Source organism: Orrella sp. JC864 (genome assembly GCF_037026685.1).
Taxonomy (GTDB): domain Bacteria; phylum Pseudomonadota; class Gammaproteobacteria; order Burkholderiales; family Burkholderiaceae_B; genus Orrella.
In genome coordinates this window covers 68,517-85,036 of record NZ_JBANET010000009.1, presented here as the reverse complement: position 1 = coordinate 85,036, position 16,520 = coordinate 68,517, and the positions used below count along the sequence as shown (strand labels likewise).

At 70.2% G+C, this 16,520-nt stretch carries 15 protein-coding genes; 7 read left to right on the top strand and 8 right to left on the bottom strand.

Annotated features, from left to right (window positions below; translation table 11 throughout):
• The first annotated feature begins 30 nt into the window (after positions 1-30).
• Positions 31-978, top strand: a complete 948-nt coding sequence (locus V8Z80_RS10545) for a LysR substrate-binding domain-containing protein (RefSeq protein WP_155196932.1) — start codon at positions 31-33, stop codon at positions 976-978.
• An 18-nt stretch (positions 979-996) separates the two neighbouring features.
• Here the strand turns inward: V8Z80_RS10545 and ilvB are convergent, their stop codons facing one another.
• Positions 997-2,844, bottom strand: coding sequence for a biosynthetic-type acetolactate synthase large subunit (gene ilvB, locus V8Z80_RS10540; protein ID WP_155194378.1), 1,848 nt, complete (start codon positions 2,842-2,844; stop codon positions 997-999).
• 102 nt (positions 2,845-2,946) lie between these two features.
• Between ilvB and V8Z80_RS10535 the strand changes: the two genes are divergently transcribed.
• Positions 2,947-3,438, top strand: a complete 492-nt coding sequence (locus tag V8Z80_RS10535; RefSeq protein WP_336061985.1) for an Lrp/AsnC family transcriptional regulator — start codon at positions 2,947-2,949, stop codon at positions 3,436-3,438.
• Here the strand turns inward: V8Z80_RS10535 and V8Z80_RS10530 are convergent.
• Positions 3,426-4,592: an alpha-hydroxy acid oxidase gene (locus tag V8Z80_RS10530; protein ID WP_336061984.1), complete on the bottom strand. Its 1,167-nt coding sequence runs from the start codon at positions 4,590-4,592 to the stop codon at positions 3,426-3,428. The two genes, V8Z80_RS10535 and V8Z80_RS10530, sit on opposite strands and share 13 nt — an antisense overlap.
• A gap of 140 nt (positions 4,593-4,732) precedes the next feature.
• Between V8Z80_RS10530 and panB the strand changes: the two genes are divergently transcribed.
• Entirely contained in the window at positions 4,733-5,557 is an 825-nt protein-coding gene (gene panB / locus V8Z80_RS10525) for a 3-methyl-2-oxobutanoate hydroxymethyltransferase (RefSeq protein WP_155194384.1), read from the top strand.
• An 11-nt stretch (positions 5,558-5,568) separates the two neighbouring features.
• Positions 5,569-6,111, top strand: coding sequence for an SET domain-containing protein-lysine N-methyltransferase (locus V8Z80_RS10520; RefSeq protein WP_155194386.1), 543 nt, complete (start codon positions 5,569-5,571; stop codon positions 6,109-6,111).
• 9 nt (positions 6,112-6,120) lie between these two features.
• On the opposite strand, the gene V8Z80_RS10515 is transcribed toward V8Z80_RS10520, so the two are convergent.
• The 5 genes from V8Z80_RS10515 to mdeB all read right to left on the bottom strand — a co-directional run bounded on the left by V8Z80_RS10515 (position 6,121) and on the right by mdeB (position 12,322).
• Positions 6,121-7,065: a succinylglutamate desuccinylase/aspartoacylase domain-containing protein gene (locus V8Z80_RS10515; protein WP_155194388.1), complete on the bottom strand. Its 945-nt coding sequence runs from the start codon at positions 7,063-7,065 to the stop codon at positions 6,121-6,123.
• A gap of 13 nt (positions 7,066-7,078) precedes the next feature.
• Entirely contained in the window at positions 7,079-8,068 is a 990-nt protein-coding gene (locus V8Z80_RS10510; protein ID WP_336061983.1) for a Bug family tripartite tricarboxylate transporter substrate binding protein, read from the bottom strand.
• A gap of 110 nt (positions 8,069-8,178) precedes the next feature.
• On the bottom strand, positions 8,179-9,090 hold the full coding sequence (locus tag V8Z80_RS10505; protein ID WP_336061982.1) for a LysR family transcriptional regulator: 912 nt from the start codon (positions 9,088-9,090) through the stop codon (positions 8,179-8,181).
• A gap of 21 nt (positions 9,091-9,111) precedes the next feature.
• Positions 9,112-9,639, bottom strand: coding sequence for a nucleoside 2-deoxyribosyltransferase (locus V8Z80_RS10500; RefSeq protein ID WP_336061981.1), 528 nt, complete (start codon positions 9,637-9,639; stop codon positions 9,112-9,114).
• Positions 9,640-9,643: 4 nt separating this feature from the next.
• Positions 9,644-12,322 (bottom strand): alpha-ketoglutarate dehydrogenase, encoded by a 2,679-nt coding sequence (mdeB, locus tag V8Z80_RS10495; protein WP_155194395.1) that lies wholly within the window; start codon positions 12,320-12,322, stop codon positions 9,644-9,646.
• 206 nt (positions 12,323-12,528) lie between these two features.
• Here mdeB and V8Z80_RS10490 point away from each other — a divergent pair, with 206 nt between their 5' ends.
• From V8Z80_RS10490 to V8Z80_RS10480, 3 genes are all read left to right on the top strand, one after another.
• Positions 12,529-13,008, top strand: a complete 480-nt coding sequence (locus tag V8Z80_RS10490; RefSeq protein WP_336061980.1) for an Lrp/AsnC family transcriptional regulator — start codon at positions 12,529-12,531, stop codon at positions 13,006-13,008.
• A gap of 94 nt (positions 13,009-13,102) precedes the next feature.
• Complete coding sequence (locus tag V8Z80_RS10485; protein WP_336061979.1) at positions 13,103-13,399, top strand: acylphosphatase; 297 nt, start codon at positions 13,103-13,105, stop codon at positions 13,397-13,399.
• Positions 13,377-13,976: a DNA-deoxyinosine glycosylase gene (locus tag V8Z80_RS10480; protein ID WP_155194400.1), complete on the top strand. Its 600-nt coding sequence runs from the start codon at positions 13,377-13,379 to the stop codon at positions 13,974-13,976. Before V8Z80_RS10485 ends, V8Z80_RS10480 begins: the two co-directional genes overlap by 23 nt.
• 22 nt (positions 13,977-13,998) lie before the next feature.
• Here V8Z80_RS10480 and V8Z80_RS10475 read toward each other — a convergent pair whose 3' ends face one another.
• Positions 13,999-16,449: a DUF3772 domain-containing protein gene (locus tag V8Z80_RS10475; protein ID WP_336061978.1), complete on the bottom strand. Its 2,451-nt coding sequence runs from the start codon at positions 16,447-16,449 to the stop codon at positions 13,999-14,001.
• Positions 16,450-16,520 lie beyond the last annotated feature (71 nt).

Below are 16,520 nucleotides of genomic sequence, written 5' to 3'. Positions count from 1 at the left end.
GGGAAACACCATGGACCGGGCACCTAGGCAATGGACCTGCGGCAACTGCGCTACTACACCCGAATCGTCGAACTGGAAAGCATCACGGCGGCCTCCCAGGCGCTGCACGTGGCCCAGCCCTCGCTGAGCCAGCACGTGGCCAAGCTCGAGGACGAGCTGGGCACGCCGCTGCTGGTGCGCGGCCCGACCGGCGCGCGCGCCACCGAGGCCGGCGAAATCCTGTACCGCCAGGCCAAGGCCATCCTGCGGCAGCTGGAGGACGCCAAATCGGCCGTGCAGCAGGGCTTCGATACGCCGGCCGGCCACGTCACCGTGGGACTGCCCACCAGCACCTCGCGGATCCTGGCCGTGCCGCTGCTGCAGGCGGTCTCGCGCGACTATCCCGAGATCCAGCTCGAACTGGTCGAGGGCGCCACCGCCGAACTGGCCGAGGCGGTGGCGCAGCAAAAGACCGACATCGCCGTGGCGATGGAGGTGCGGCCCCGGCCGGGCATGCGCGTCACGCCCATCCTGGACGAGGACGTCATGCTGGTGTGCGGCCCGGCCCATCCGGGCCGCGGACCGGTGTCGCTGGCCGAGGTGGCCGCGCTGCCGCTGATGCTGCCCAGCTTTCCGAATTCCATCCGCGTGCTCTACGAACAGGCCCTGGGCCGCGCCAACCTGCCGCTGAAGCTGGCGGCCGAAACCAGCGCGGCCTCCATCCTGCTGGCCGCCGTGCGGGCCGGCATCGGCTGTACGCTGCTGCCCTGGTCGGCCATCGCCGAATCCCATGAAGGCGCCGCGCCGGCGCTGGCCGTGCGGCCATTCTCGGACCTGGCCTTTACCCGCCGCATGTCGCTGTGCGTCTCGCAGGTCGCGCAATTGAGCCGCACCTGCCAGGTGGTCCAGGCCTTGCTGTGCGAACTGATCCGCCAGCTGGTGCACAGCGGGCGCTGGCAGGGCGTGCGGCTGCTGCCGCAGGCCGCGCCGGCCGGCTAGGCCTGTGGCGGCGCGGCATCAAGCGCCCGCGCAAGCCGGCGCTTCGCTGTCCTCGTACCAAAGATCCTCGGCCAGCATGATCCGGTGATGCCCCACGCCCGCGGGCATCATGGGAAAGCAATTGGATTGCTGGGCCACCACCACGTCCAGGAAATACGGGCCGTCGTAGGCCAGGCATTCGTCCAGCGCGGCCTGCAGCTGCGAGGGATGCTCCACGCGGGCGGCGCCCCAGCCGAAGGCGCGTGCCAGCGCCACGAAGTCCGGCAGCGATTCGTTGTAGCTGTGGCTGAGCCGCCCGCCGTGGATAAGCTCCTGCCACTGGCGCACCATGCCCATGTAGCCGTTGTTGCACAGCACGACCTTGACCGGGCAGCGGTGCTGGCGCGCGGTGGCCAGCTCCTGGATGTTCATCAGCACCGAGGCATCGCCGCTGACGCACACCACGGTGCGGCCGGGGTGGGCCACCTGCGCGCCCAGGGCGGCCGGCAGGCCGTAGCCCATGGTGCCGGCGCCGCCGGAGGTCAGCCAGCGGTAGGGCGCATCGAACTTCAGGTATTGCGCCGCCCACATCTGGTGCTGGCCCACGTCGGTGGAGACGATGGCCTGGCGCCCGGCCAGCGCCGCGTCCAGCGTATGCATCAGGTGCTGGGGCAGGATGCGCGCGGCATCGGGCGTGTACGCCAGGCAGTCGCGCGCGCGCCAGCGGCCGATGCGCGCCCACCAATCATCCAGCCGCGCGGCCGGCAAGGGCCCCGGCGCGGCCACGGCCTCGCGCAGCGCCAGCAGCAGCGGCTCGCAGTCTCCCACCATGGCCACGTCCACACGCACCACCTTGTTGATGGAGGTCGGGTCGATGTCCAGGTGTATCTTGCGCGCGTGCGGGCAGAACTCGGAAAGCTTGCCGGTGATGCGGTCGTCAAAACGCGCGCCCACGCAGACCACCAGGTCGGCCTCGTGCATGGCCAGGTTGGCCTCCAGCGTGCCGTGCATGCCCAGCATGCCGACGAACTGCGGATCGCTGGCCGGAAACGCGCCCAGGCCCATCAACGTAAGCGTGCAGGGCGCGCCGGTCTCGCGCACCAGCTGCGTATAGGCCTGGCAGGCGGCGGTGCCCGAATTGATCAGCCCGCCCCCGCCATAGAACACCGGCCGGCGCGCCTCGCGGATCATCTGCGCGGCGCGGCGCAGCGCCGAGGCCGGCAGCTTGGGGGTGGCGCGGCGGGCATGGCGGCGCGCCCGGGCCTGCGCGGCCTGCGTGTGCGCCGCCTCCATCACGCCGCCGTGGGCCGGCAGGGCCAGCTGCACGTCCTTGGGCACGTCCACCAGCACCGGCCCGGGCCGGCCCTGGCGGGTCAGCGCCATCGCGCGGCGCACCACGTCGGCCACGTCGGCAGCCGCCTGCACCTGCGTATTCCACTTGGTGATCGAACGCGAGATGCCCAGCGCATCGCACTCCTGGAAGGCGTCGGTGCCGATGGCCGTGGTCGCCACCTGGCCGCTGATGCACAGCACCGGGATGGAGTCGCACATGGCATCGAGCAGCCCCGAGGTGGTGTTGGCCATCCCGGGCCCCGAGGTGACCAGCACCACGCCGGTCCGCCCGGTGGTGCGGGCGTAGCCCTCGGCCGCATGCACGGCCGCCTGCTCGTGGCGCACCAGCACGTGGCGCAGGCGCGGTTCGGCATGCAGCGCGTCATACAGCGGCAGCACGGCCCCGCCCGGGTAGCCGAAGACCGTGTCCACGCCGCATTCGATCAGGGTGTCCAGCAGGATCTGCGCGCCGTTGCGGGCGGCAGGCGGTTGGGAGGCGTCCGGGGACGGGGCGGCCAGGCTGGCCAGGGCGGCGGAGTGGAGGCGATCGTTCATGTGAACATTCTAGGGATGAAACCCCGGAATATTTCTCTTCTTTTCCAGCCATAACCGGTATGATTGGAAAATCATTCCTTGAACTGGCGCCATGCAAGAAAAATGAACCTGGACAAGTTCGACCTGGCCATACTGAAGGTGCTGCAAGGCAATGCGCGCGCCAGCCTGAACGAGATCGGCGCGGCGGTGGGCCTGTCGTCCACGCCGTGCTGGAACCGCATCAAGCGCATGGAAACGGCCGGCGTGATACGCGGCTATACGGTGGACATCGATCCGGCCATGCTCGGCTACATGGACACGGTCATCGTGCATGTGACGCTGGAGAGCCACAGCGAAGAGACGCTGTACGAGTTCGGCCGGGCCCTGGCCGACATCCCCGAGGTTCTCGAGGCCTTCCTGGTATCGGGCGACTACGACTATTTCATCCGCATCGCCGTGCGGGACACGCGCGACTACGAACGGCTGCTGCGCGAGCAGCTCTACCGCATCCCCGGCATCCGGCACAGCAAGTCCTCGTTCGTGCTGCGCCGGCTCAAGGAAATGCCGCTGCCGCTGGTGCCCAAGGGGCCGGGCCCTGCCGCTCAGGCCGGATAGGTGCCCGGCACCAGGATGCTGCGATCGACTTCCGAGATATTGCGCCGGCCGCACAGGGCCATGGTGACGTCGGCCTCGCGGTAGATGATTTCCAGCGCGCGCGTGACGCCGGCCTGCCCATAGGCGCCCAGGCCATACAGGAAGGGGCGGCCGATCATCACGCCCTTTGCGCCCAGGGCCACCGCCTTGAGCACGTCCTGGCCCGAACGCACGCCGCCGTCCATCCACACGTCGATGCGGCTGCCCACGGCGTCGGCGATCGAAGGCAGCACCGCGATGGAGGACTGCGCGCCGTCGAGCTGGCGCCCGCCATGGTTGCTGACGATGAGCGCGTCGGCGCCGCTGTCGGCCGCCAGGCGCGCATCCTCGACGTCCAGGATGCCCTTGAGAATGAGCTTGCCGCCCCAGCGCTGCCTGATCCATTCGACGTCGGCCCAGGACAGGCGCGGGTCGAACTGCTCGGCGGTCCAGGACGATAGCGAGGACAGGTCTCCCACGCCCTTGGCATGGCCGACGATGTTGCCGAAGGTGCGGCGCCGGGTGCCGAGCATGCCCAGGCACCAGCGCGGCTTGGTGGCCAGGTTGACCAGATTGCGCAGCGTGGGCTTGGGCGGCGCCGACAGGCCGTTCTTGATGTCCTTGTGGCGCTGGCCCAGGATCTGCAGGTCCAGCGTGAGCACCAGCGCCGTGCAGCCAGCGGCCTTGGCGCGATCGATCAGGTTCTCGATGAAGGCGCGGTCGCGCATCACGTAGAGCTGGAACCAGAAGGGCTTGCGGCCCGTGCCTTCGGCCACGTCCTCGAGCGAGCAGATGCTCATGGTCGACAAGGTGAAGGGAACGCCGAACTCGGCGGCCGCGCGCGCGCCCAGTATCTCGCCGTCGGCATGCTGCATGCCGGTCAGGCCGGTCGGGGCGATGGCCACGGGCATCACCGCATCGAAACCGGCCAGCGTGGTGCGCAGGCTGCGCCCTTCCATGTTCACGGCCACGCGCTGGCGCAGCTTGATCCGCTGGAAGTCCTGCTCGTTGGCGCGATAGGTGCTTTCCGTCCAGGCTCCCGAATCCGCGTAGTCGTAGAACATGCGCGGCACACGGCGCTTGGCAATGACGCGAAGGTCTTCGATGGTGGTGATCTTGGACAGGTTCTGGGCCATGGGACGCAGCGGATGCGGAAGGTGGACGGGAAACCGGCCCCCGGGAGCGCCGGCAACATGCCAGTATACGCGCCCGCCGACTTGTCTATTCATGCCGTCACGCTACACTGCCCGCTTTGGCAGACCGGCATCCTTACCCCATGAGCGTGCACACTTCCGTCAAGCGTACGACCGTCCCGCAGCTGATGGCCTGCAAGGGCCAGCGCAAGATCGCCGCCCTGACCGCCCATAACGCGGCCATCGCGCGCCTGATCGACCCGCTGCTGGACTTCATCCTGGTGGGCGACTCCACGGCCATGGTGGCCTACGGACATCCCGACACCCTGTCGATCACGGTCGAACAGATGGCCGCCCACGGCCAGGCGGTGGTCAGGTCCACCGCCCAGGCCTGCGTGGTGGTGGACATGCCCTTTGGCAGCTACCAGGAGTCGCCCGAACTGGCCTTTCGCAACGCGGCGCGCATCCTGTCGGTCAGCGGCGCGGCCGCGGTCAAGCTCGAAGGCGGGCAGGCCCTGGCTTCCACGGTGGCCTTCCTGGTCCAGCGCGGCATCCCGGTCATGGCGCACGTGGGGCTGATGCCGCAATACGTCAACACCATGGGCGGGTTCCGCGCCCAGGGCATGAACGACGAATCGGCCGCCCGCATCCTGGCCGATGCCCGGGCCCACGAAGCGGCAGGCGCCTTCGCGGTCGTGCTCGAAGGCATCGCCGAACCGCTGGCCCGCCAGATCACCGAGGCGCTGGCCATCCCCACCATCGGCATCGGCGCCTCGCCGGCCTGCGACGGGCAGGTGCTGGTCACCGAAGACCTGCTGGGCCTGTCCGAGCGCGCGCCCAGGTTCGCCAAGCGCTACGCCGACATCGGCGGCGCGGTGCGCCAGGCCGTGGCCGCCTACGCCGACGAAGTGCGCAACGGCGTCTTTCCCGACGAGTCGCACTGCTTCGGCATCAAGAAATCCCTCTGACCGCGCGCATCATGACCGACATCGAAAAGCCTTGGTACAAGGTCCGCCGTTCCAAGGTCCACGGCACGGGCATCTTCGCCGCCCGCAAGATCCCGGCCGGCACCCGCATCATCGAATACGCGGGCGAGCGCATCAGCGCCAAGGAAGCCGACCGGCGGCACCCGGTCAACCCCGACGACCCCTTCCACACCTTTTTTTTCGCCCTGTCCTCGGGCAAGGTCATCGACGGCGGCGTCAACGGCAACGATGCGCGCTGGATCAACCATAGCTGCCAGCCCAACTGCGAAACGCAGGAAGGACGCCATGGCAAGCGCGTCTACGTGGTCGCGCTGCGCGACATCGCGCGCGGCGAGGAGCTGAACTACGACTACGGCCTGGTGATCGACGAGAAGATCACGCCCACGCTCAAGAAGCAGTACGAGTGCCGCTGCGGCGCGCCGGCCTGCCGCGGCACCATGCTGGCGCTGCCCAAGAAAAAGGCGCGCGGCAAGAAGCACGCCGGGAAGCAGGGCACCGAGGCGGCAACGCCGCCGCACCCGGGCGTGCGGGACTGATACGCCGGCTTAGCCGGCGTAGTCGCGCGCCAGCCGCACCACCGTCACGCCCGGCTTGAGCTGGCGCAGCGAGGGCATGATCAGGGTGCAGCGGGGATAAGGCGAGAGCACCGGCTCGCCCTGCATCCATGCGATGGGCGTGCCGGCGTGTTCGAGCGTCTCCAGGCCCTGCCAGGGCTGCGCGAAGCGCACGTCCATGGACGGCGCCACCACCGGCTGGGTCACCTCCAGCACGCGCTGCGCGGCGGGATCGGCCCCGCGCCAGCCGGCCGGCAGGTCCTGCGCATCCACGATGCCCGACAGCGCCAGAAAGCGCGCCACCTGGTCCTTGGCCACGCCCACCGAGGCGGGGTCGCCATGAAAGCCGCATTCGATCAGCAAGGCGCAGGCATCGCGGGCATCGGCCTGGCCGAAGCGTCCGTAGTCGCGCATGCGCACGCCGTCCTTGTGGCCGGCATCGACCACCACGTGCGCCGGCGCTCCCATGGCGCGGGCCAAGGCGATATTGCGAGGCAGCACGCCAGTCAGCAGCAGCGGCGCGCCGGGCTCGTGCATGGAATGCAGGTCCAGCAGCCAATCGGCCCGCTCGACCCAAGGCGCCAGCGCCGCGGCCCGCTGGCGCTCGCGGCTGCCGCCCGCGCCCAGCCGCTCGCTGCTCCAGACCCGGTTCATGTCCTCGTCGACGAAACGCGAAGCGTCGTGGCGGGCCGGATCGAAACGGTCGAAGGCTTCCAGGTTGCACAAGGCCAGGGTCAGGCTGCCCTGGCGCGGACGCAGGCCCGAGGCCAGCAAGGCCTTGAGCGCCCAGGCCCCGCAAAGTTCGTTGCCATGCACCAGCGCGGTAATGAGCACGGCGCGCCCGGGCCGGCCCGAATCGAAGTGCCACACGCCCGGCGTGCCGGTGTTGCCGGCCCGCTCGGCGGCCAGGTCGGGTACGGCCAACTCGAATTGCATGCTTGCTCCAGGTTCAGCGGGCACGGATGCCGGCCAGGTCGACCAGCGCGCCGTACTTCTCGATTTGTTCGTCCAGGAAGGCCTGCGCATCCAGGCCGGGCTCGGCCGGTACGCCGCCGGTCTGCGCGAGCTTCTCGCGAAAGGCTGCCGATTCCAGCACCTGGCCCACGGCCTGGCGCAAGGTGGCGGCGACGTCCGCGGGCAGCCCCGCCGGCCCGTACAGGCCGAACCAGATATTGATGTCCACGTCCTCGAACCCCGGCGTCTCGGCCAGGGCGGGGATCTCGGGCGCAATCGCGGAACGCTTGGCCTCGGTCACGCCCAGCGCCACGATGTTGCCGTTGCGCACGGGCGGCAGGCCCGAGGAAAGCACCAGCATGCCGAAGGTCAGCTGCCCGCCCATCAGGTCGGTGACCAGCGGCGCCACGCCGCGGTAAGGCACGTGTTCGGCACGGGTGCCCGAGGCCTGGCTGATCATCTCGCCGGCCAGGTGCAGCGTGGTGCCCACCCCCGACGAGCCGTAGTAGAAAGCGCCGGCCGGCGCGCTGCGCAGGGCCTGCAGGTATTGTTCGGCGGTGGTAACGCCCGAGGCCTTGGAAGCGGCCAGCAGCATGGGCTGGGTGCCGATGATGCCCAGCGAGGTGAAATCCTTGCGGCCATCGTAGGTCACGGCTTCGTTGATCATGCGGGCGATGGCGATCTCGTTGGACGAGCCCAGCAGCAGCGTGTAGCCGTCGGGCTTGCTGCGCACCACGCGTTGCGCGCCGATGGTGCCGCCGGCCCCGCCCACGTTCTCCACCACCACGTTCTGGCCCAGCCGCGCAGCCAGTTCCTCGGCGAACAGGCGCGCGGTCAGGTCCACGCTGCCGCCGGCCGGATAGCCGACCACCAGCGAAATGGCGCGCTCGGGATAGGCGACGGCCGTCGCGGGCACCGCGCCCAGCAGCAAGGCGGCGCAGGCCGCGGCCAGGGGCGCGCATCGCCCCAACAGTTGCTTGATCATTTTTCCCTCGGATCGTTATTGGATGTTCCGCCTGATGGCGAACGTCCATTCTCCCGGGGAAGAGCCGGGCGCTTCGTGCCGGAGCGGCACGCCTTGGTGCCGATCCTGACCTAGCCCTGGCGCTGCGTGGCGTCCCAGACCGCTTCGACCAGATCGGCCTGGCGCGCCCGCGGCCGATACAGGCGCACCTCGAACACAATCTCGTCGCTGCGCTGGCCGGCGGGCGCCAACGCGCCTTGCCGGCAATCGCCCGCCACCATGGACCAGGGCAGCCAAGCCACCCCCAGCCCGCGCAGCGCGGCGCCGCGGGCGGCATCCAGGGAATCGCAGCGCAGGAAATGGGCCAAGGCATAGCCGTGGGCATCGAGCCGGGTACCCAGGATGCGCTCCATCGACATGCCCGGCTCGAAGGAGATCAGCGGCGCGGGCTCGCCCGCCTCGGCCAGCCGGTGGCGCGGCTGGCCGCGCCGGTCGGGCTGGCACACCGGCACGAGCTTGTCGGTGCCCAGCGTCATGTAGCGGTAGCGGCCGGGGGCCAGCTGCACGCTCAAGGCCGGGTGGGCATAGCCGCACAGCAGGTCGGTGGCGCCGCGCTCGAGCCGCTCGGCCAGGTCCTGCATGCGGCCAGTGACCATTTCGACCTGGCAGGCGGGCCCCAGCACGGGCCGTGCGCCGCGCCGCAGCCTTGCCAGCCAGTCGGCCACCAGGGTGCCGGCAAGGCTGCGCCCGGTCGCCACGCGCAGCACGGGCGCGCCGCCCGAGCCGGTCCCGGCGATGCGCTTGCGCACCGAGGCCAGCTGCTCGGCCACCAGCCCGGCGGTCTTGAGCAAGGCCTCGCCCTGCGGCGTCAGGCGCACCGGCGCGCGCCCGCGCTCGATGAGCGGCGCGCCGGCCCACGCCTCCAGTGCGCGGATACGCCGGCCGAAGGCGGGGTGGGTGACGTGCCGCTGCTCGGCCGCCAGCGTGAAGCTGCCGGCGCGCGCCAGCGCGAGGAAGTCCTCCAGGAGCTTGAGGTCGGCCATGCGCCTTGCGCGCCGCCCGCCTCAGGCCGCCGGCCCCGGCGCGGGGCGCTCGCCGAATACCGTCTGCGCCATTTGCGCCAGGCAGACCTGCACGTCGCCCACCACCACCTGCGAGGTGCAGGCCAGCATGGCATTCAGGTTCAGGCCGAAGTCCTCGACCGTGTAGCCCTGGATGTCGCGGTGGCGCAAGTGCTCGGGATCCCATTCGGCGCCGGCCTGCTCGACCAGCGGCTCGGCCATGTCGGTGTAGGCCCAGACGGTTTTCCCGCGCGCGTGCGCATAGCCCATCTCGAAAGCCGTGCCCGAATCGGGCTCGGCGCCGCGAAACGGGTTGACGTTGGCCAGCACGGCGTCGCAATCGTCGATCAAAGCCAGGTTGGCGCGGCAGATCCACTGCGCGCGCGCGGGACCTTGTAGATCCTCGGGCACCTCGTGGTCCAGCGGGAACGCCCCCTGGAAGCCGTACTTGGCGCACAGCTGCTTGAGCCGCTCGCCATATTCCTTGGCGTCGGCGCGGAAAACGTCAAAGCCAGCCAGGTAGAGTTTCATGGAGTCAGCGCGACCAGGGGGCCGCCGTGGTGGTGTCGATGCCGTATTTTTGCACGGCATCGGCCAGCACCGTATCGGGCAGGCGGCCCTCGCGCACCTGGGCGTGCAGCGCGGCCAGCACGATCCAGCGGCGGTCCACTTCGAAAAAGCCGCGCAGCGCCGTGCGGGTATCGCTGCGGCCAAAGCCGTCGGTGCCCAGCACCGTATAGCGCCCGCGCAGGTACGAGCCGATCAGTTGCGGATAGGCGCGCACGTAGTCGGTGGCGGCCACCACCGGCACGGCGTCGGGCAGGCAGCGCTCCAGGTAGCTTTGCGTGGGCCGGCCCAGCATGGACAGGCGCTCGGCCTGCCGCGCATCGCGGGCCAGTTCGCTGAAGCTGGTCACGCTCCAGGCCTCGCTGGCCAGCTGCCAGTCTTGCCACAGCATTTGGCCGGCGGCCAGCGCCTCGCGGAAGATCGCGCCCGAGCCCAGCAGCCGCACGGCGGGCGCGCCGTCGCCGAACGCCGCATGGCGGTACATGCCGCGCAGGATGCCCTCGTGGGCCGACTCGGGGATGGAGGGCTGGGCATAGCTCTCGTTGCCCACCGTCAGGTAATAGAAGACGTCCTGCTGGTTCTGCACCATCTCGCGCGCGCCGTGGTCCACGATCACCGCCGCCTCGCCGGCGAAGGCCGGGTCGTAGGCGCGGCAGTTCGGGATGGCGGCCGCGGCCAGGTGGCTGGAGCCGTCCTGGTGCTGCAGGCCCTCGCCGCCCAGCGTGGTGCGCCCGGCCGTGGCACCGATCAGGAAACCCCGCGCGCGCTGGTCGGCGGCGGCCCAGATCAGGTCGCCCACGCGCTGGAAGCCGAACATCGAGTAGTAGATGTAGAAAGGCAGCATGGTCACGCCATGCACGCTATAGGAGGTGGCCGCCGCCACCCACGAGGACAGCGCGCCGGCCTCGGTGATGCCTTCCTCCAGCAGCTGGCCGTCGCGCGACTCCTTGTAGTAGAGCATCGAGCCGGCATCCTCGGGCTCGTACAGCTGGCCGTCGGGCGCATAGATGCCCACTTGCCGGAACAGGTTGGCCATGCCGAAGGTGCGCGCCTCGTCGGCCACGATGGGCACGATGCGCGGCCCCAGCACCGGGTCCTTGAGCAGGTTGCCGAAATGCCGCACCAGCGACATGGTGGTGGACATCTCCTTGCCGTCGGCCTGCAGGGCGAAGCGGGCGTGCTCGTGCACCGGCGGCACCGGCAGCGGCTCGCATAGCGTGCGCCGGTGCGGCAGGTAGCCGCCCAGCGCGGCGCGGCGCTCGTGCAGGTACTTCATCTCGGGGCTGTCCTGGGCCGGCTTGTAAAAGCGCATCTGCGCCACGTCCTCGTCCGACAGCGGCAGGCCGAAGCGGTCGCGAAAGGCCTTCAGGGCATCGACGTCCAGCTTCTTCTGCTGGTGCGCCGTCATGCGCGACTCGCCCGCCCCGCCCATGCCGTAGCCTTTCTTGGTCTTGGCCAGGATCACGGTGGGCTGGCCCTTGTGTTCGCAGGCCGCGCGCAGCGCCGCATGCAGCTTGCGCAAATCGTGCCCGCCGCGCTTGAGCGCGTTGATCTCCTCGGGCGTCATGTGCGCCACCAGCTGGCGCAGGGCCGGATCCAGCGAGAAGAAATGCTCGTGGTTGTAGGCGCCGTCGTTCGCGCCCAGCGTCTGGTACTGCCCGTCCACCGTGGCGGCGAACTGGCGCAGCAGCGCGTGGTGGGTGTCGCGCGCGAACAGCGCATCCCAGTCCGAGCCCCAGATCACCTTGATCACGTTCCAGCCCATGCCGGTGAAGATCGACTCCAGCTCCTGGATGATCTGCCCGTTGCCGCGCACCGGCCCGTCCAGCCGCTGCAGGTTGCAGTTGATGACAAAGGTCAGGTTGTCCAGCTTCTCGCGCGCGGCCAGCGACAGGCCGGCCAGCGATTCGGGCTCGTCCATCTCGCCGTCGCCGAACACGCCCCAGACGCGGCGCCCTTCGGTATCGGCCAGCCCCCGGTGCGCCAGGTAGCGCATGAAGCGCGCATGGTAGATGGCGTTGATCGGACCGATGCCCATCGAGCCGGTGGGAAACTGCCAGAAGTCGGGCATCAGCCAGGGATGGGGATAGGAACACAGGCCCTGGCCGCCGACCTCCTGGCGGTAATGCATCAGGTGCTGCTCGCTCAGCCGTCCCTCCAGGTAGGCGCGCGCATACACGCCGGGCGCCGAATGCGGCTGGAAGAACACCAGGTCGCCCCGGCCCTGGCCGCTGTCGGCGCGAAAGAAGTGGTTAAAGCCCACCTCGAAGATCTCCGCCGCCGAGGCATAGCTGGCCACGTGCCCGCCCAGCTCGCCATAGGCCTTGTTGGCCCGCACCACCATGGCCAGCGCATTCCAGCGCATGATGGAGGTCAGGCGCTCCTCGATGTCCAGCTTGCCGGGATAGCTGCCCTGGCGCTCAACCCGGATGGTGTTCTGGTAGGCCGACCAGGGATGGACGTGGCTGTGCAGCCCCAGGTAGCTGCCATGCTCGGACAGCTGGTGCAGCAGGAAGCGCGCACGCTCCTCGCCTTCCTCGCGCACCACGCCTTCCAGGGCCTGCAGCCATTCGGCGGTTTCCTGCGGATCGGTGTCGCGCGCGGTATCGGGGATGTTGCGTGTCTCGTTCGCCTGCGGGCTGTTCATCGTGCCCTCCGTGGGGGTGTTTTTGCTACGCCCATTCTAGGCAGGCGGCCCTGGCATGTGCTTTCGTTTGCGCCGCCTTGCGCGCGGCGGCGCGGCACGAAAATCGACTTTTGGTTTGTCCCGCAGCACGATATTCTGCAAAATGCAGGAAAAACCATTTCCACCCGGCCGGCTTGCCGCGCCCGCCGCCGCCCAGGAGACTAGCCATGGCCAAGCAGGCACTGGACGACATCGACCGCCGCATCCTGCACGAGCTGCAGCACAACGGCAGGCTGAGCAACGTGGAGCTGGCCGCGCGGGTGCACCTGTCGCCCTCGCCCTGCCTGGCCCGCGTCAAGGCGCTGGAGAGCCGCGGCATCATCGAGCGCCACGTCACGCTGCTCAATCCCCAGCGCATCGGCATGAACGTCAACGTGTTCATCCAGATCTCGCTGGACAAGCAGGTCAAGGAAACCCTCGATACCTTCGAGCGCGCCATCCGCGCGCTGCCCAACGTCATGGAGTGCTACCTGATGACGGGCGATTCCGACTACCTGGTGCGCGTGGTCGTGCCCGACATGCAGGCGCTAGAGCGCATGGTGGTGAACGAGCTGACCCGCATCCCCGGCGTGGCCAACATCCGTTCGAGCTTTGCGCTCAAGCAGGTGAAATACAGCACGGCGCTGCCGCTGGATCCGCCCGCCTAGTCCCTGGTCCTGTTAAGGCCGCCGGCGCGCATGCTAGGGTTACGGCTATGTGCCTGCCATTGACCCAACCGCCCCAGGGCGGCCGCTTTTCGCCATGAACACCCCGCATCAAGACACTCCCCTGGAAACCCTGAGCGTGCGCGTCACCGGCAAGGTGCAAGGCGTGGGCTTTCGCCTGGCCACCGTGCGGCAGGCCCACCTGCTGGGCGTGGCCGGCTGGGTGCGCAATGCCCCGGACGGCTCGGTCGAGGCGCTGATCCAGGGCACGCCCGACCAGATCGACCTCATGCTGCAATGGCTGCGCGTGGGCCCGCCCGCGGCGCAGGTGCGCGAGCTCGCCAGCGAACAGGTGTACGAAGAACGCCGCTATGGCCGCTTCGAGCAGCGCTAGCCGGCGCCCCGGCGGCCCGGCGCCCGATGCCGGCGGCACGACGCTGACCGGCCTGCCCCCCATCGAGCCGGCGCCGCCGGCCAGCGCCCGCGTGCTGGTGCTGGGCAGCATGCCCGGGGCGGCCTCGCTGCGGGCCGGCCGCTACTATGCCCATCCGCGCAATGCGTTCTGGCCCATCCTGGCCGGGCTGCTGGGCGAGGATGCGCAAGCGCCCTACGACACCCTGGCCGCGGCCGCGGCCGCGCACGGCGTGGCCATCTGGGACGTGCTGCACCGCTGCGTGCGGCCGGGCAGCCTGGATGCCGACATCGTGCCGGCCTCGGTCCAGGCCAACGACTTTGCAGCCTTCTACGCCCGCCACCCCTGCCTGCGGCTGGTGTGCCTGAACGGCCGGGCCGCCGCGGCGCTGTACCGGCGCCATGTGGCCCCGCGCGTCGCGCTGCCGCCGGGGGCAAGCCTGCATGCCCTGCCTTCGACCAGTCCCGCGCATGCCGCCATGGCGCGACAGGCCAAGCAGGCCGCCTGGCACGCGGCGCTGGCGCCGCACCTGTCGCCGGCTGCCCGCGGCCCGGCCTGAACCGCGCGGACACGAACGGCGCTCAGGCCGGGCGCGGCGGTGCGGGCCCGTCCGGCCGGGCGGCCGAGGCCGGCCGGCCTTCCTGTGCCGCCTCGCCCGCCTCGTGCAGCAGCACCGTGGTCGGCGGCCTGTTCATCGACAGGTCGGCCTCGCGCAGGCGCCGCAATATGTCGAACAGCACGGCGCTGCGGATGCCGTAGGACGACCGCGGCGAATTGACGAAACCCGTGCCGTTGAAGACCAGGCTGCCGTTCTCGATGCCGTCCAGGTGCACCGTGGGCGCCGGGGCGTCCATGATGCCTTCGTGCTCGACGAAGGCATCGAGCATCAGCGCACGGACCTTCTCGGCATCGACGTCCAGCGGCATGGGCAGCTTGATCGTGACCACACCCTGGGGGTTGGAGTGGGTGACGTTGCGCACGGTCTTGGTGATGAACTCCGAGTTCGGCACGATCACGGTGGAGCGGTCGCCCATGCGGATTTCGGTGGCGCGCACGTTGATGCGCTGGATGTCGCCCTCGACCCCGCCCAGCGATACCCAGTCGCCCACCTTGACGGGGCGCTCGGCCAGCAGGATCAGGCCCGAGACGAAGTTCTGCACCACGGCCTGCAGGCCGAAGCCGATGCCCACCGACAGCGCGCTGGCCACCCAGGCCACCCGCTCCAGGCCCACGCCCAGCGCCGACATGGACAACGCCACGGCAACCACCACGCCCACGTAGCCCACCAGCGTGGCGGCCGACACGCGCATGCCCGGATCCAGCTGGGTGGTGGGCAGGTAGCGCTGTTCCAGCCAGCGCTTGAAAATGCGCACGCCTAACAGGCACAGGGCCAGCACCAGCAGCGCCTGCAGCACCGCCATCGGCCGTATGTGTATTTCGCCGACGGTGACCCCTTGCGGCAGCGTGCCGGCGCGCTGCACCAGCTCCAGCGGCCCTTCGCCGAACGGCGCCAGCAGCAGCACCAGGGCGAACAGCACGACCGCCAGGCGTCCCATGCCCGAGAGCAGCACCGCGGCCTGGTCGCGCGCGCGCGGACGCTGGCCATCGCCCTTGTCCTGCGGGTCGGGCGGCGGCGAGGACAGCAAGGTGCTAAAGCCGTCCTCGATCAGCAGCGACAGCAGATAGGCCGTGGCCAGCACCACCAGCGTCCAGATCAGCTGCTTGATGGCGAAGTTGCCGAAGGCCGCGTAGCCTACCAGCAGCGCCACCAGTCCCAGGCCGATGGCCGTCCAGGTCAGGTTGATCGCCGACACCAGCCACAGCGGCCGCAAGGGCAGCGTGGCGCCGTCCTCGTGCGCGGCGGCGGCCAGCTTGCGCCGGATCCGGTGCGCCCGGTGCAGCGCCAGCGCCAGCGTCGCGCTCAGCAGCAGCTGGGCCAGCGCATTGATGGCGATGGCGGTGCCCAGCGTAACGTTCAGGCGTGCGGCCAGCTGCTCGGCCAGCCAGACCAGCACGACCGCGGTGCCCAGCGCGGCCGGATAGCGCCGCAGCGACCAGGCGACCTGGTCCGACAGCGGCAGCAGCCGCCAGGAATTGCGATAGGGCGACAGCAGCGCATAGGCCAGGCCGGAGACAAAACCGCCGAAACATACCGTGGCAGAAAGCCGGCCGAGCAGGGCATCGGTCTGCTCGGACAGCTCGCCGCTCCAGTTCAGGCCCACGTGCACCAGGTAGGCGATCAGCCCGGGCACGGCCACCGAGAGCAGCACCAGCGCCATGGCCAGGAACGAGCGCCGCAGCCGCCCGGGAGGCACGCGCGTGGCGGTCAGCCGAAACAGCGTCCTGCCGGCCTGCAGGCGCAGCAGGATCACGCCCGCCACCCCGCCGGCCAGGCCCAGCCAGACCGGCAGCGGGGTCGCCGCCGCCGACTGGCGCAGCTCGTCGGCCAGCTCCAGGGTGCGCGCCAGGTCGCGCGGCAGGTCCTGCCGGAATTCGGTCCAGAACCCGCTGCCCAATATGGAGCTGCGGCGCTCGCCCAGCCTGGCCTGGAACTGCGAGCGGCGCAGGGCCGAGAGCTGCTCGGCGGCCTGCCCGCCCTCGACCGAGAGCAGGCGCGCCAGCTTGATCTGCGCATCGAGCTTGCTGCGCGATTTCTCCAGCTGGGCCCGCTGCGCGGCGACGTCGGCCGCTTCGGCCTGCTCGGGCGCGGGCCCCAGCTCGTCCAGCCGGGCGGTGACGCTGGCCAGCTCGGGCGCCAGGCTCTGGGCGACGCCATCGGCGCCGGCCTGTACCCTGAGCGCGGCGGCGCGCAGCGATTGCAGCACCGACTCCTCGGGCGGCTCCTCGCTTTGCAGCACCTGCTGCACCTTGTCCATCTGCTTGCGCGCCTCGTCCAGCGCGGCATCCACGTCCTGGGGCTGGGCCAGCGCCAGCGCGGCCCACAGGGCCAGGCAGGCAAAGGCCAGCCCGCGCAGCGCCGCGCGCAGCAGGCGCGCCGGCAGCGGCCGGCAAGGCAGGGCGATAGCGGTCATGGTCCTTGGGCGCCGCGGCGCCTTTCGCGGCACGCGGCAGGGTTTGCGACCGGGCCATTTTGCAATAAAAG